The organism is Nostoc sp. (assembly GCF_036917975.1).
Classification (GTDB): Bacteria; Cyanobacteriota; Cyanobacteriia; order Cyanobacteriales; family Nostocaceae; genus Nostoc.
Genome location: NZ_JBALEJ010000003.1, coordinates 47264 through 62251, shown reverse-complemented (window position 1 = coordinate 62251; position 14988 = coordinate 47264). Strand labels below are relative to the sequence as shown.

Here is a 14988-nt window from a genome sequence, read left to right as displayed (position 1 = left end):
CCAAAATCCAAAATCCAAAATCTAAAATTGCTGGACTCCGCATAGTGGTAAATAAATATGACGCAGGTAGAATTTCCACGGAATAATCCACCAGAAGAAAACAAACCGGAAACTCTGGTGGCTGGCCACACCTCCCATCCGAAGGCGTGGAAATGGCAAGACTATTTTACATTTAATGTTGACCACAAGGTTATTGGTATTCAATACCTGGTGACAGCGTTTGTGTTCTATCTTATCGGTGGACTGATGGCTGTTGCTCTCCGTGTGGAATTAGCAACACCAGATGCAGACTTACTCGACCCCAATCTCTATAACGCTTTCATGACCAATCACGGGACGATTATGATCTTCCTGTGGATTGTCCCTAGCGCTATTGGGGGATTTGGTAACTTTTTGGTGCCCTTGATGGTTGGTGCTAGGGATATGGCTTTCCCGAAGCTGAATGCGATCGCCTTTTGGTTAAATCCACCAGCCGGATTACTCATTTTAGGTAGTTTCTTTTTTGGCGGTTCCCAATCTGGTTGGACAGCTTACCCACCATTGAGTTTGGTGACAGCACCAATCGCTCAAACTATGTGGATATTAGCGATCGTCTTGGTGGGAACTTCTTCAATTTTGGGTTCACTGAACTTTGTGATCACCATTTTGATGATGAAGGTTCCTAGCATGAAATGGGATCAAGTGCCCTTGTTTTGCTGGGCAATCTTGGCAACTTCCTTGCTGGCGCTTCTCTCCACACCTGTATTAGCAGCCGGTTTAATTCTGCTGTTATTTGACCTGAACTTTGGCACCTCCTTCTTTAAACCAGATGCAGGCGGTAACGTTGTAATTTATCAACACTTATTCTGGTTTTATTCTCACCCGGCAGTATATTTAATGATTCTGCCCATCTTCGGCATCATGTCCGAGGTGATTCCAGTCCACGCCCGTAAGCCAATCTTTGGTTATAAAGCGATCGCTTATTCTAGTGTAGCCATCTGCGTTGTCGGTTTGTTTGTCTGGGTACACCACATGTTTACCAGCGGCACACCCGGCTGGATGCGGATGTTTTTCACCATCTCCACCCTCATAGTTGCAGTTCCCACCGGCGTGAAGATTTTTGCCTGGGTTGCGACCCTCTGGGGTGGTAAAATCCGCTTCACCACGGCGATGCTTTTCGCCATTGGCTTGTTGTCCATGTTTGTCATGGGCGGCTTAAGCGGTGTGACGATGGGAACAGCCCCCTTTGATGTTCACGTCCACGACACATATTATGTAGTCGGACATTTCCACTACGTTCTGTTTGGCGGTTCCGTGTTTGGCATCTACGCCGGCATTTATCACTGGTTCCCCAAAATGACCGGACGAATGCTGAATGAAACTTGGGGACGCGTTCACTTTGCCCTCACCTTCATCGGCACTAATCTGACCTTTTTACCCATGCACGAATTGGGTTTGAAAGGAATGCCCCGACGAGTGGCAATGTATGACCCCCAATTTATCGACCTCAATCAGATTTGTACCTTTGGTTCATTTGTTTTGGCGATATCAGTAATTCCTTTTGCCATCAACATCATCTACAGTTGGCTGAAAGGGCCTTTAGCTGGTGATAATCCTTGGCAAGCTTTAACCTTAGAATGGACAACTAGCTCACCACCAGCAATTGAAAACTGGGAAGTGTTGCCGGTTGTCACTCATGGCCCTTATGACTATGGCCACAGTCATAGTACTGAAATACAGCCATCTGCAACACCAGAAGCTAGTGCTTAGTACAGCTTTGTTTACGTAAAAACGTAGCGTTTTTAATGCAAGCCAACGCATTCACAATGCAAGCCAACGCATTCACAATGCAAGCCAACGCATTCACAATGCAAGCCAATGCATTCACAATGCAAGCCAATGCATTCACAATGCAAGCCGACGCATTCACAATGCAAGCCGACGCATTCACAATGCAAGCCCACGCATTCACATTGTCGGGTATTGCCAAATTTAATTCGCTACGAATTAATGAAATGCTGTACTTAGTTAAAAAATAACTCTTGTGGGCTTGGATATCCGAAAACCCATCCCACAAGAAAATCAAGATTGTGAAGAATTCAATTGCCCGATGCTTCACCTTTAAGGGTAAACAATATGACCATAGCTACGACAAGCGAAGATCACAGTGCAGGACACGAAGAACATCCAGATTTAAGAGTTTGGGGTCTATTAACGTTCCTTGCCTCTGAATCCCTAATGTTTGGCGGATTTTTTGCCACTTACTTATTTTTCCGAGGTAATACAGCAGTTTGGCCTCCAGAAGGAAGTGAAGTAGAACTACTTGTGCCGACAATTAACACCATTATTCTGGTGTCTAGTAGCTTCGTGATTCACTTTGGTGATACAGCCATTAAAAAAAATAACGTCAAGGGAATGCAACTGTGGTATGCAATTACTGCACTCATGGGGGCAATTTTCTTGGGTGGTCAGGTTTATGAGTACTCAACATTAGGATACGGACTGACTACCAACGTCTTCGCCAACTGCTTTTATATCATGACCGGGTTCCACGGTTTGCACGTTTTTGTGGGACTGTTATTGATATTACGTGTATTGTGGCGATCGCGTCTCCCCGGTGAATATTCTGCAACCAATCATACTTTCATCGAAATGGCAGAAATTTACTGGCACTTCGTAGACATTATTTGGATTGTTTTATTCACTTTGGTGTACGTTCTTACTTTGTTTTAAATTGGGTATGGGGCAAAGCAAAGACGCGATAAATCGCCGTCTCTACAATAATCAATCTTTCGTCTTAATGGCGATTTATCGCATCTCTTACCTTAACCGAACGGTATTGCCTCATATCCCTGATCCTCTTTATCTCCATTCAGGAGTTAATTATGCAACTTGATGCAAACAAATTCTCATGGTTTCAGGTTCCAGAAGATATCAAAAATCTATTAATTTTAGCTGCACAAAACTGGGAAAATACATCAGAATCGGAAAAATATATTCAGCAAGCTTTAGCACAGACTGGTGAAAATACAGATGTCTTGGTAGCAGCCTATAGATTTTTCTATTATAAAAATAATTATTCCCTTGCATTACAAACAACAATCAAATTATTAGATAAAATTAAAGAAGTAGAAAAATTCCCTGATGACTGGGAGCAACTTCAGCCTATTTTAGTCAATCGTAAAGAAGACCCACAAATTCGATTGTACTTAAATGCTTATGCTGCTTCTGGATTAGTACTAGCAAAGTTGGGAGCAATCGAGCAAGCAAAAAAAATCAGCACCAGAGTCAAACAGATAGACGACAAGAATGATTTTGGTTCTGGAATTCTGCTGGATATTTTGACACGCCCAGCAGAAGAAGACGATTAATTAGTCAGCAATGAAAAGTCAAGGTGAAAATCATGAACAATTGGTTATCTACTAAATCCTATTCTCTATTAGGAACGGCTACTGATAGTAACTCTATCTTTCCTCCTATCAACATACCTACAAAACTTCCTGTAGGTAATATCCCTAATGTCTCACCGATCATTGTGATCCAATCTTCGCAGTTATCAATTTAAAAGTTATGAAAGGTAGGGATTGGCTGCTAACAGGGGATGGTCAGTATCAAGCTTGTAAATCTGTAAGAGCATGGGATTTATTGAGAGAAAATTACCGCCTTTATCGGTTTTTAACTGAGGTGGAAGATGTTCTCAATGGCAGTGATAATGAAACCAATTGTCTGCCAGAAATTCAGATGCTTGTAAGGCGCTTGATAGTAAATTCCTACTGGGTGCGAAGTCAACATTTAGAGCCTTCGCCTAAAACGGGAACCTCTGTTTTACTCCTATATGACGAATTGGGTTTTCCGTTGACGGTGCAAACAGTAACATTTGCACCAGGAACCCGTTCAAACATTCATAATCATGGGACGTGGGGAATCGTGGCGGTGCTAAAAGGCCAAGAAAAAAATACTTTTTGGCGACGCACCAATAGCCCAGAATTTCAGGACAAAATTGAAGCAACGGGAGAAGTAACTCTCTTACCAGGAGACATTATTAGCTTTACTCCCGATGCAATTCACAGTGTAGAAGCAGTGGGTGATGAACCAACTGTGACTTTTAATATTTATGGCGAAACCGATCCGAATGAGAGGTTTGAGTTTGACTTAGTTAGCCATAAAGCTAGGAATTTTTAATTTCATCGGTTCGTAGTTGGCGCTTTAGCGCTAAAAAGTAATTAGGAGATAGTTGCATGGCAAGGGTAATTTTCTATAGCAAACCAGGTTGTCAAGGTGGTACTAAGCAAAAAGTTTTGCTCACAGCTGCCGGTCATGAGGTAATAGCATACAACCTGTTAACAGAACCTTGGACAGTTGAGCGGTTGCGTTCATTTTTTGGCGATCGCCCCGTAGCCGAATGGTTTAATCGTTCCGCCCCCAAGGTAAAATCTGGTGAGATAGTTCCTGAAAAATTGGACGAGCAAACAGCTTTGTTGTTAATGCTCAAAGAGCCGTTGTTGATTCGCCGTCCTTTACTAGAAATAGGCGATCGCCGTGAGGTAGGATTTGATGTACAAAGGATTGATACTTGGATTGGTTTAAAGCCTGTAGATGAATCCTTGCAAGAAATTAGCGAAAATCTGATGAAGCAAGATTTGCAAAGCTGTTCCCACGCTAAAGATCATCATCACGAGCAGCATAATCAGAAAGGTGGCTGTAATCACGGTAACGATTCTCAACAACACCAAAAGCAAGGCAACTGTAAGCATTAATACAAGATAACTTTGAGATGCGACAATGCTCTCAAGTATCAATAGACAACTTTGGAGTGAATTAGTATTCGTAACATCTCGTAAAAATATGCTTATTTTTATCTCAGATGTTACGAAGCTATACTTGCATGGGCATATTTAAATTGCGAAGATTTTGAGCAGTTAGTAATAAATCAACCCACAGAAAAATCATTTGAGTACGGTGAGATAGATACAGCATTAAATTTTCAACCTCTTACTGAAGCCCAAATGATTCAGAAGAGCCAATCTGCTCTCGAAGCTTACCTTCGCACAGGTTCAGGAGTAGCGCATCAGTATGTCAAATTTTTGACTTTCCAAAGCTCCACGAATATGGTGTTTTCTTATGAATGATTTAGGATTACTATATATTTTTGGCTTAATACATAGTTAGCTTGGCAATGAAAACCGTCCTCTTTGACTTAGACGATACTCTTATCCGCCATGATGCTGCGATTAGAGGTGCATCTGAAGAACTATTGGCGCAGGTTTTACCTGGACGAAGCCAAGACTGTAACGAATTTGTAGAGAAATGGATATCAGCTAACGCTTCGTGGTATAGAAAATTCTACAACGGTCAGGTAAGTTTTCAGGAGTCAGGACGGGGGAAGTTGCGAGAGTCGTTTAGTGAATATGGATGTGTATTTTCCGATAGGACGGCTGATGCTCTGCTGTTGGAGTACTGAGAGCGTTATGTTGGGCTGTGCCAGTTGTTCGATGATGTCCTGGAATGCCTTGAGAAATTAGATGGGTACAAGGTTGGAGTCATTACAAATGGTCAAGAGGCTCAACAGATTAACAAACTCAAACGCTGTGGTATTTTATCCGAGTTCGATGTCGTTGTTACATCCCAGAGAGCAGGAGCAGCGAAACCATCGGCAGATATATTTGTATATGCGTGTGAGCAGCTTAGAGAATCTGCATCAGATTGTGTCTACATTGGGGATAACTTGAAGTTGGATGCGATCGCTGCGACAAAAGCTGGAATGCTGGGAGTGTGGCTTGACCGTGAACAGAAGACTTCCGAGATTGACTTATATGATGGGGAAAAGATTAATAGTCTTTCGGAAGTACCGGCGCTATTGGCAAAACAAGGGATTTGCACCAAATGAAATGCTAGAGCAAAATGAGAGGGACAGGGAGTACTCCGTTATCCCTCTATCTCCTTAACGAACTTTGGGGGTTTAAGTCCCCAGCAATACAGGCAGCCCGTTTTGGGTCGGGGTCTAAATCCTCGTCCCAAAACGTAATTGCGAATTGCGTTAGCGAGTCTTGTCTGCGACACGCTACGCGAACGAGCGTCATTGCGAATTGCGAATTGTTTTAACGCACCCCAGCAGTTTCTAAAGACAAATCTTGAAACATGGGTGTGCTGAGGTAACGTTCGCCAAAAGATGGCTGAATCATCACAATTAAACGTCCGGCATTTTCTGGACGTTTACCTACTTGAATTGCAGCACATAAAGCTGCACCAGAGGATATCCCAGATAATAAGCCTTCTTCTTTTGCCAAACGTCGCCCGAATGCGATCGCTTGTTCATCGCTGACTCTAATTACTTCATCAACCAATTCTAGGCGGAGAACATCGGGGATAAATCCAGCCCCAATACCTTGAATTTTATGTGGCCCGGCTTCACCACCAGAGAGGACTGGGCTGTTGCTGGGTTCAACTGCGATCGCTTTAAAAGTCGGCTTACGCTGTTTGAGTACTTCTGCAATCCCAGTAATCGTCCCACCAGTACCTACCCCAGCAATGACGATATCTACTTCCCCGTCTGTATCTGTCCAAATTTCTTCGGCGGTAGTTTCTTGGTGAATTTTGGGATTCGCAGGGTTGCGGAACTGTTGCAGCATAAAAGCATTGGGAGTCTTAGCCACAATTTCTTCGGCTTTGCGAATTGCTCCCCGCATACCTTCCGCGCCTGGTGTCAACTCCAAAGCTGCACCATAAGCCCTCAGCATAGCCCGCCGTTCTTGGCTCATTGTCTCAGGCATGGTCAAAATCAAACGGTAGCCACGTGCTGCTGCTACCATTGCTAGAGCAATTCCTGTATTCCCTGAAGTAGGCTCAACTAAAATGGTCTTTCCTGGGGAAATCGAGCCAGCCGCTTCTGCCGAGAGTACCATACTTAACCCAATGCGGTCTTTTACCGAAGCCGCTGGGTTCATACCTTCTAATTTAACAACTATCCTTGCTACTACTCCCTCTGCTTGAGGAATCTTATTCAGTTGAACTAAAGGAGTTCGTCCAATCAGTTCGGTTATGTCTTGAGCAATTCGCATTATTTAACTCCTAAAATCCTAAATATTAGTACAGAGTATTTACTTATAACAATAAGCTTTTATATATTTAATTTGCAGTTTAGTGTCAATGAGTGCATATACTATGTATTCTAACTAAACCACAAAATATGAAAGTTTAGGAAGAACTTTTATCAGAAGAATTCAGAACTCAGGAGTCACAATTCAGAATTAGATTCTGTACGACTCTGATTTATCAGGTGTTCCCATTAATTATCGCTTCAGCAGATAGCTAGCCTAGCATCCTTGTATTTTACCATTTTGAATTGCTGACTATTGTCTCGTAGGCTAAGATTAATTTTTGATAATTCTGTATATATGAATAATTTTTCCTATTTTTTCTATTTATTATGGAAATACCATTGACTTCTAAAACATTTAATTGTTTTTCCTAATTTATTGGTTTATCTTTATCAAGAGACATTGATATTTGCTTTTGAGTGCAGATTTTCTCAGCCCAAAATTGCATCCCAAATAGTCCTTAAGCATTGCCTACATTGCATTTAAGTTGAGTACAAAAACACCAGAACCCCACCTCGAAAACACTAGAACCCCGTTCTAAAAACACTAGCACCCATACCCCAATGAATTTTTATAAGACTTATCAGGGGAGGATTACAAGCTTTGAGTACTATTCTAATGAATTTAATAATCTTAACAGGGCTGGGGTAAACTGTTTGGTGGAGAGCGGCTGATATAAATCGTATAGGATTTACGCAGAGATTCCCCTCTACCCCCCAACATTCCTGAGCGAAAGCTGAGTGAACTAGGGGGGACTTCTTAATCTCTCTTTTGAGAGTAGGATGAAACCAGATGACCGAATCTAAGTGCGTTATTCTGACTGAATAATCCTATGTTTTGTAAAAAGGATAGTAACTTTTTATTAGTCAGTAGTCAGTGGTGTTTAGAAAAAGAACTGGCAACTAATGATTGTAAAAATTACCGATTACACATATTTTAATATCAAAACTGTTTCATAGGTAGAAATATATAACTACTTTAGATAAACAGCAAAAGATATTTTCTTACTAGGTGCATACTACCTGGCAAGGGAGAGCCAAGATGAAAGCTAAACTTTTAAATGTTCTTACAGTTTGCGTCGTTACCTTAGCAGTGCTTTCACCTGAACTAGTAGTATTTGGCATAATTTGGGAGCGACATTTAGAGTTAGTAAAATCTCAGAATTTAGCTTACCAAGTTAACAACACTACTACAGATGCTCCCGCCTTGGCTCCCCAGACAGAGGGTACACATTCCCCTCAGACTAGTATTCTATCCTCTGATCGTAATGTGGTTCATCAAATGCTGACTGTTGCTGAACAATATAAATTTGCCACTATCCTGCAATGGTTCTTCTTGTTAACCCCGATTTGTGTTGGGTTAGGGATTCTCTTTTACGACAGATATCTGGTTCATCGTGCTGCTGTTTTAAAAGAACAAGTTGAAATGTTAGAAAGGCTATGGCACCAAAGTATCGAACAGTAACTCATTCACAATTTACTCACTCAAATCAAGAAAATGACCATGACAGATCAAGAACAACGCCAAAGCCTGTATTTTAATCTGATTGATGAGTTACTCAGATGCCCTAACGGTCAAGAACCAGAAATTTTGGAATCTAAACCAGAATTGGTTGATTCTGGTTTAGTACAAACAATGTTACAAGTAGCAACTATGTTTGCCCATGAAGGCAATCAAGATGGTGCCCAATTTCTATTTTTTGTGGCGCGTGAGTTGGCGAAAGAATTGGGTTTATATCCAGAAGTTCCCAGTACTGAAGTTGCAAATACTGAAGTTGCAAGTAAGGAGTAAAAATGCTGTTGACTTCAACGGATGCGGGACAAATAGCTTTAGAACTGCTGATGGCAGATTGGAATATTTCAGAAGAGAACCGAGAGTGGTTCACAATCTTTAACTCTCGTCTAATTGGCGAGAGTTGGTACACTGTGGAACTAGGTGTAGAAGGATTTCCCGATCGGTGGTTTATTCAAGTATATGACACTGGAGTGTGCGATCCAAACTATACATTTATTTCACCAATCCGTGGTTCGGAAGGATTTACAGATTTTGTAAATGTGCCAGATATCATCGCCGAGGTTTTAGTTTGTGAGCGCAATGCTCGGTAATAATTAAAATTCAAAAGTTAGAATTCAACATCATAGTATTTGGGAGCATCTCACCTTTACAAATATACCTGGCGATTAGGGAAATCCAAGAAATAAATTATCCAATATTGTGAGGTGGGCATCTTGCCCGTCTTATGGACTAGGCGGGCAAGATGCCCACCCCACAATAGTTAATTGTATAAAGAAGCTTTACGCCAATCTGAGGTGATACCAAATAAGGTACACCTCTTTTTTTGTGTAATATTTAATATTTTATTTAAGCCTAGCAAGCTATTTTGTCATATTTAATTGATAAAATTATGTTATATTAAATAGCGTGATGGACGCTACAGAAATATCAGTTCCAATGATTGCTGAAGATATCTTAGCCAAAGAATTCACAAGAGTCGTCAACCATTACTACCCGGAAGTTGGGGAATTGCTGGATGGGTGTTATGTAAAAGTTATCACCTGTTTTTGGGGACGACCTGCCAGACGTTTGCAATATATAGGAATTTATTGCTCTGACGAAATGATTTCCTGTGTGCAAGCTCAAAAAGAAATACTCAGAGAAGTTGCAGGCAATATGGGTTTAATCCAGGTTGTTTGTATGAATGCCAAGCGATTATTGCGCGATCCGATGTCGAAGGTCAAAGAGAACAACCCACGCCTGTGGTTGGAATTGCAGTGGGTTGCAACTTAGTGATTCATGGCATTAATTGAGAGGGGTAAATGCTTTTGTAGTAAGCACTAAAGTGTTTACTGCAAACCTATCGACCACTAGAATAACCAGCACCTACGGTGAATACAAAGTATCAGCACAAGTAATGAAAACTGGAATTTTCTGCAATTACGATAATTTTCACCAAGATGCTCGTCGTGCCATGTTTGAGCAAGTCGCGCTGGTAAAACAGGCTGAAAGCTTGGGTTTTGAGGAAGCTTGGGTAAGCGAACACCATTTTAGTGAATCTAATCTCAGCCCATCTATGTTGCTGTTAATGGCACACTTGGCGGGATTGACTTCAACTATCCAATTAGGCACTGCGGCGGTGTTACTGCCATTCCATAACCCGATTCGGGTGGCGGAAGATATTGCCACTTTGGATAACTTGTGCAATGGACGATTATTATTTGGAGTTGCCAAAGGCGGCCCCTTTCCTCAACAAAATAAGCATTTTGCGACCCTACCAAGTGAAGCTCGTCCTAAGACGCTAGAGGCGATCGCACTGATTCAAAAGCTCTTGTATGAAACTGATGTATCATTTAATGGGCGATATTATCAATGCGATCGCTTAACGATTTACCCCAAACCATTGCAGAGTCAAATACCAGTGTATGTTGCCACTGGCGGCGATGATGGTATCGAGTTGGCTGCTAAACATTCCTTCAGCTTGATGGGTGGACCGCCATTTTCCCTAGAGAGATTGAAGGATACTGTTAGCAAATATCGAGCCTTAAATTCTAGTGGTGCGGAAAAATTAGTGTTGGCACGCTTTTTTTATGTTGGCAAAACATTTGACGAGGCAGTGAGTGAAGCGTTACCTTTCGTTCGCAAATTTAGCCAGAAAATGAAAGCTAATTCGGCTGAAGTATTGAAAAATAGTGCGAATCCCAACCAAAAACCATTCGACCGCACAAATATTTGTTTCGATGAAGATTATTTGATTGAGAATTCAATTATCGGTGATGTGGAGACTTGTCGAGACAAAATCAAGAAATTTCAGGACGAATTAAATTTAGGTACGCTAGCACTCAAACCCTCGTCTGCGGATTTGCAAAAAAACCTGGATAGTTTGACGCGCTACAACCAAGAGGTGCGAAATTATGTCTTCTAAACTATACTTGCTTCCTCCCGATGATTTACCTCCCACTGAGGTAACGAAACAGGATGGAATGCTGCAAATGGAGCTAGAGCAGTCTACTGGCAGATGCTTTTATTTAGCCTGCGATCGCATTACGCGAGTCCTATTATCTAATTGTCAGTGGTATCTCACAACAAATGCTAGCATCCTCACATTAATTATTGATTGCCCTGACTTAGTATCTTACTGGCATATTGTCAGCAATATTCCCCAGTTAGGTAATAGGTTAGAGCGGTTTGCTAGTAATGGCAAAATCCGCGTTTATCCGCCATTTGGCAAAGGAACGCCATTTGAAATCAGCGTAAATGAAATATCAGCTTATCGAGATTGGCTTTGAGGTAAATAGGCCAGAATTGGGAATCACACAAAATATAGCTGTTTTACACCCTGTACTTCTAAAGTGCAGGGTGCTGCAATTTTTAATCTTATGTTACGCTATTACTAGTAATTTTGTACTTCAATCTAAGTTGAATTGTCAGAGTTGTGCAACGAATCTTTATAGAAAATTTTGGGCCTATCAATAGATTTGAAGCGGATGTCAAGGATGTAATGCTCTTAATTGGCCCGCAAGCAAGTGGAAAAAGTACACTTAGTAAGTCAATTTTCTTATTTAAATCTATTAAAGATGAACTAAGTAAATTCATATTAGATGTCACTAACGATCAGCTTGAGCGACCTATTAATGAGTTTTCAAAACATCTTAAAAAAAGATTTGTAGATTGTTTTGGCACAACTAAGCACATGAAGCTGTTTAGTCTGAAATACTACTATTCTAATGAAAAAGAAATGACAATTTCTTTAAACTCTCAAGGTTATGTAGAAGTAAAATTCAATTCCAATATTTTGGATGATATGAATGTGATATTTAAGAATGTGCGTAATTATAACGAAAGGGTGTCAAGAAGTCAAACTCGCTATGTAACTCTAGATGAAACATTAGAAATAGACTTGGAAAAAATACAATATCTCAAATCTATTAAATCACATATTGATGATTTATTTGAAGATACAAGAACTACAGTGTTTATACCATCTGGTAGAAGCCTAATATCAACTTTAGCCGATCAGCTTCAGGATATAAAACCATATACTTTAGATTTCTTTATGAAATCCTTTGTAGAGCGAATAAATCGATTAAAGCTTTCTTTCAGAGATACATTGAATCTATTAATTGAGGAGAGGGAGAGTTTGAGCATTGAAACAGCTAATCTAAATGAGGTTAAGTATGCTATTAGTATTATTAGAAAAATTCTGAAAGGTGAATATCGATTTGAATCTGATGGTGAAAGAATTTATCTAAATGACAAAGAGTATGTGAAACTACAATATGCTTCTTCCGGGCAACAAGAGTCGGTGTGGATTCTTTTACTTATATTTAGATATATTTTAGATGGAACAAGTGTCTTCATTGTATTTGAAGAGCCGGAAGCACATCTTTATCCAGAAACACAAAGTGATATAGTAGAACTTATTGGTTTATTAGCAAATATTAATAATAATCAAATAGTTGTAACTACCCACAGTCCATATATTCTATCGTCTTTTAACAATCTGTTATATGCTTACCAAATTGGTACCAATAAGATTGGTATGGATAAAGAAGCTGTGGAGAGTATTGTAAATAGGAATATATGGATTGATCCAAATCGTACTTCAGCTTATTTTATCTCTGAAAATCGCTGCGAATCAATCTTTGATAAAGAGCTTAAACTTATTCAAGCAGAAAAAATAGATAGTGCTTCAAGTATAATTAATAATAAGTTTAATGATTTGTTCAACCTTGACAACTGAATATTAAATATGTGTAACGATTTTTTTATAAAAAATGAATGTACGGACTATTGTGATACTAGAAAAACAATAGTTGTCAGAGATTCTGGTAATTCACAAGAATATAGAGTTACTAATGGAAGCAGTAAAGAGTTTTGCAAAGTTAGGATAGATAACTGTCTAATTAGAGAAGGCGAAAAATGCGATTACTTAATTTTGAATTGTCAAGATAAACTAGCATTTTTTGTGGAATTAAAGGGACAGGACTTAAAAAAAGCACTTGTTCAGATAGATTTATCTATCAGCATACTTATGCATGAGATTCCGGATTTTAAAATTTATGCCCGAATTGTATTAAATAGAACACCAAGCCCTAATATCAACAGTTCTACCGAAATTAAACTTAAGAAACGGCTTAAGAAGCATAATGGTGACGATACTCGTGAACTTGTAAAGTATATGAGTCAAGTTTTACAAGAAAGTATATAAAAATTAGAACATAGATATTTATTAATTACAGGGGCAAAGCTTGTGGTAAAAGTTTATAAATTTAAACCAGGGTTTTTATCCCACAGCTTTGCCCAAATGCTCGTGTTTGCTTACGCCAAAATTGCCATTCCTGAAGGAGGCAAATCAATTTCCACTGTTGCGCGACCATCATCGTGATGTTGCACAGCTACAGTTTGATTCTGCCGTGGATTACGTAAATCGGCATTGCTCCAATCACTTTTGTATAAAAAAGTCATACTTGAGTCTTGAGGATGCGTGTAAGTATCTACCGTCACTTCTGCACGCCGATTTTCTAAGCCATTGGTATTCAGCACCATCAATACTTCTGTGTCAAATAAAACTTGTGACCAAGCAACTAATTCACCTTGTCCGGGAATGGAGAAGGGGGAGTTGTGAAAGGATGTTTCGCGCAGGTAGTGATGTCCACGGCGTAGTGCTTTACCAATTTTATCGTGACGGTTGCGAATCCGGGCGATCGCAGCTATCCGCAAATAGGTAGGATGGTCGATATTGAAGAAATGACAGTCGGCTGTTTGAAATGCGCCAAAAGCACTGCCAAACATTGCTTCTCGGATATATCTATTTTCCGCAAACCGTTCACCTTCTATACTGTAATCGTGATCGCCTTCATTTCCATCAAAAGCCTGTTCTGTTCCATAATAAATCACAGGAATTCCTGGTATTGTTAATTGCACACCCACAGCATGGGCAACTTGCTCATAGAGATTAGGCACTGTGCTGTATGCGGCAAATCGCTGCTTATTGGCACGGAATGACATTTCACCATCATCCAAGATGGAGAGATGATATATCCCAACTTGGCGGTATTCTCCAGCAAGATTGTTTTCGCTATACAAATCAAAAAATGGCTTTGGGTGTACTAATCCCCTTGCGAATGCGGTCAATTCATTAGGGGTTTGCACGATATCTAATACAGCAGTGAGGTTACGCCCAATAATGTCTATGTATGCACTAGCCATACTACCGGAGGTGATTTCTCCAGTGAGTAAAAAGTTTTCTTTACCGATAGATTCGGCGTATTCACGAATTGCGGTGCAGAATTTGCGCGAATCTTCTGGATAAATGTGCTTGAGGGAATCTATCCGCAAGCCATCGCAGTCAGAAAGAGCAATCCAATATTGATAAACTCTGGCTAGCGCTGCAATTACTTCATCTCTGTTGAACCAGTTATCAGCACTCTGGTTGTATATTACATCGAGGATGACATACATCCGGCGATCGTGGGCAGCATCAATTAAATCTCTTAAATCTTGACGGGTGCCAAAGTGGGGGTCAACATCTAAAAATTCTTGGATGCGATCGCTGTGGTAAGCTTCTAACTGAGAATGTTGTTGCCAAGGTGGGTTAATCCACAGCGTTGTTACTCCCAATCGCTGCAAGTAGTCCAACTTACTCTTAATTCCCCTAAGAGTACCACCTACAAAATTTGTACCTGCTGCCATCCACTCGGCTTTGTCTTTAACCTGGAATTTTGCAGGGTTGGTGTGGTCAAACAGTTCTCTTTGATTTTCATTATCATCACTGAATCTATCTACTATCAATTGGTACAAAAACTGGTCGCGCCAACTGATAGGACTTGGATAAACTCTCCCTCTTGGTTTCAGGTCTGTTTCGGAGAGTTGCTGGGGTGTCAATTCTTCAACTTTGGCCATGAGGATTTACGCA

17 protein-coding genes are annotated in these 14988 nt (G+C 40.4%); 15 read left to right on the top strand and 2 right to left on the bottom strand.

Annotated elements, in window-relative coordinates; genetic code table 11:
• The first annotated feature begins 57 nt into the window (after nucleotides 1-57).
• The 7 genes from ctaD to V7K76_RS00675 all read left to right on the top strand — a co-directional run bounded on the left by ctaD (nucleotide 58) and on the right by V7K76_RS00675 (nucleotide 5866).
• Nucleotides 58-1749: a cytochrome c oxidase subunit I gene (gene ctaD / locus V7K76_RS00705; RefSeq protein WP_334775482.1), complete on the top strand. Its 1692-nt coding sequence runs from the start codon at nucleotides 58-60 to the stop codon at nucleotides 1747-1749.
• A gap of 366 nt (nucleotides 1750-2115) precedes the next feature.
• The gene (locus V7K76_RS00700; RefSeq protein WP_334775481.1) at nucleotides 2116-2712 is read left to right on the top strand and encodes a cytochrome c oxidase subunit 3; all 597 of its coding nucleotides are present in this window, start codon (nucleotides 2116-2118) and stop codon (nucleotides 2710-2712) included.
• A gap of 152 nt (nucleotides 2713-2864) precedes the next feature.
• Nucleotides 2865-3350 carry a hypothetical protein gene (locus V7K76_RS00695; RefSeq protein WP_334775480.1) on the top strand — a complete coding sequence of 162 codons (486 nt, stop codon included), beginning with the start codon at nucleotides 2865-2867 and terminating at the stop codon, nucleotides 3348-3350.
• Nucleotides 3351-3549: 199 nt separating this feature from the next.
• Nucleotides 3550-4161: a cupin gene (locus tag V7K76_RS00690; protein ID WP_334775479.1), complete on the top strand. Its 612-nt coding sequence runs from the start codon at nucleotides 3550-3552 to the stop codon at nucleotides 4159-4161.
• A 56-nt stretch (nucleotides 4162-4217) separates the two neighbouring features.
• Nucleotides 4218-4736: an ArsC/Spx/MgsR family protein gene (locus tag V7K76_RS00685; RefSeq protein WP_334775478.1), complete on the top strand. Its 519-nt coding sequence runs from the start codon at nucleotides 4218-4220 to the stop codon at nucleotides 4734-4736.
• Between the two features lie 419 nt (nucleotides 4737-5155).
• Nucleotides 5156-5440, top strand: coding sequence for an HAD family hydrolase (locus V7K76_RS00680; protein ID WP_334775477.1), 285 nt, complete (start codon nucleotides 5156-5158; stop codon nucleotides 5438-5440).
• Between the two features lie 24 nt (nucleotides 5441-5464).
• Entirely contained in the window at nucleotides 5465-5866 is a 402-nt protein-coding gene (locus V7K76_RS00675; RefSeq protein ID WP_334775476.1) for an HAD family hydrolase, read from the top strand.
• A 211-nt stretch (nucleotides 5867-6077) separates the two neighbouring features.
• Here V7K76_RS00675 and cysK read toward each other — a convergent pair whose 3' ends face one another.
• Nucleotides 6078-7037 (bottom strand): cysteine synthase A, encoded by a 960-nt coding sequence (gene cysK / locus V7K76_RS00670; RefSeq protein WP_334775475.1) that lies wholly within the window; start codon nucleotides 7035-7037, stop codon nucleotides 6078-6080.
• 1080 nt (nucleotides 7038-8117) lie between these two features.
• On the opposite strand from cysK, the gene V7K76_RS00665 reads away from it, so the two are divergent.
• The 8 genes from V7K76_RS00665 to V7K76_RS00630 all read left to right on the top strand — a co-directional run bounded on the left by V7K76_RS00665 (nucleotide 8118) and on the right by V7K76_RS00630 (nucleotide 13281).
• Complete coding sequence (locus tag V7K76_RS00665; protein ID WP_334775474.1) at nucleotides 8118-8540, top strand: hypothetical protein; 423 nt, start codon at nucleotides 8118-8120, stop codon at nucleotides 8538-8540.
• Between the two features lie 39 nt (nucleotides 8541-8579).
• Nucleotides 8580-8867 carry a hypothetical protein gene (locus V7K76_RS00660; RefSeq protein WP_334775473.1) on the top strand — a complete coding sequence of 96 codons (288 nt, stop codon included), beginning with the start codon at nucleotides 8580-8582 and terminating at the stop codon, nucleotides 8865-8867.
• A 2-nt stretch (nucleotides 8868-8869) separates the two neighbouring features.
• The gene (locus V7K76_RS00655) at nucleotides 8870-9181 is read left to right on the top strand and encodes a hypothetical protein (RefSeq protein ID WP_334775472.1); all 312 of its coding nucleotides are present in this window, start codon (nucleotides 8870-8872) and stop codon (nucleotides 9179-9181) included.
• A gap of 319 nt (nucleotides 9182-9500) precedes the next feature.
• On the top strand, nucleotides 9501-9863 hold the full coding sequence (locus V7K76_RS00650; RefSeq protein ID WP_334775471.1) for a hypothetical protein: 363 nt from the start codon (nucleotides 9501-9503) through the stop codon (nucleotides 9861-9863).
• A 124-nt stretch (nucleotides 9864-9987) separates the two neighbouring features.
• Complete coding sequence (locus V7K76_RS00645; protein ID WP_334775470.1) at nucleotides 9988-10995, top strand: LLM class flavin-dependent oxidoreductase; 1008 nt, start codon at nucleotides 9988-9990, stop codon at nucleotides 10993-10995.
• A complete protein-coding gene (locus V7K76_RS00640) occupies nucleotides 10985-11359 on the top strand; it encodes a hypothetical protein (RefSeq protein ID WP_292739813.1) in 375 nt (124 codons plus the stop codon). Before V7K76_RS00645 ends, V7K76_RS00640 begins: the two co-directional genes overlap by 11 nt.
• A 146-nt stretch (nucleotides 11360-11505) precedes the next feature.
• The gene (locus V7K76_RS00635) at nucleotides 11506-12813 is read left to right on the top strand and encodes an AAA family ATPase (protein WP_334775469.1); all 1308 of its coding nucleotides are present in this window, start codon (nucleotides 11506-11508) and stop codon (nucleotides 12811-12813) included.
• A 9-nt stretch (nucleotides 12814-12822) separates the two neighbouring features.
• On the top strand, nucleotides 12823-13281 hold the full coding sequence (locus tag V7K76_RS00630; RefSeq protein WP_334775468.1) for a hypothetical protein: 459 nt from the start codon (nucleotides 12823-12825) through the stop codon (nucleotides 13279-13281).
• Nucleotides 13282-13391: 110 nt separating this feature from the next.
• On the opposite strand, the gene V7K76_RS00625 is transcribed toward V7K76_RS00630, so the two are convergent.
• A complete protein-coding gene (locus V7K76_RS00625; protein WP_334775467.1) occupies nucleotides 13392-14975 on the bottom strand; it encodes an alpha-amylase family glycosyl hydrolase in 1584 nt (527 codons plus the stop codon).
• Nucleotides 14976-14988: the final 13 nt, after the last annotated feature.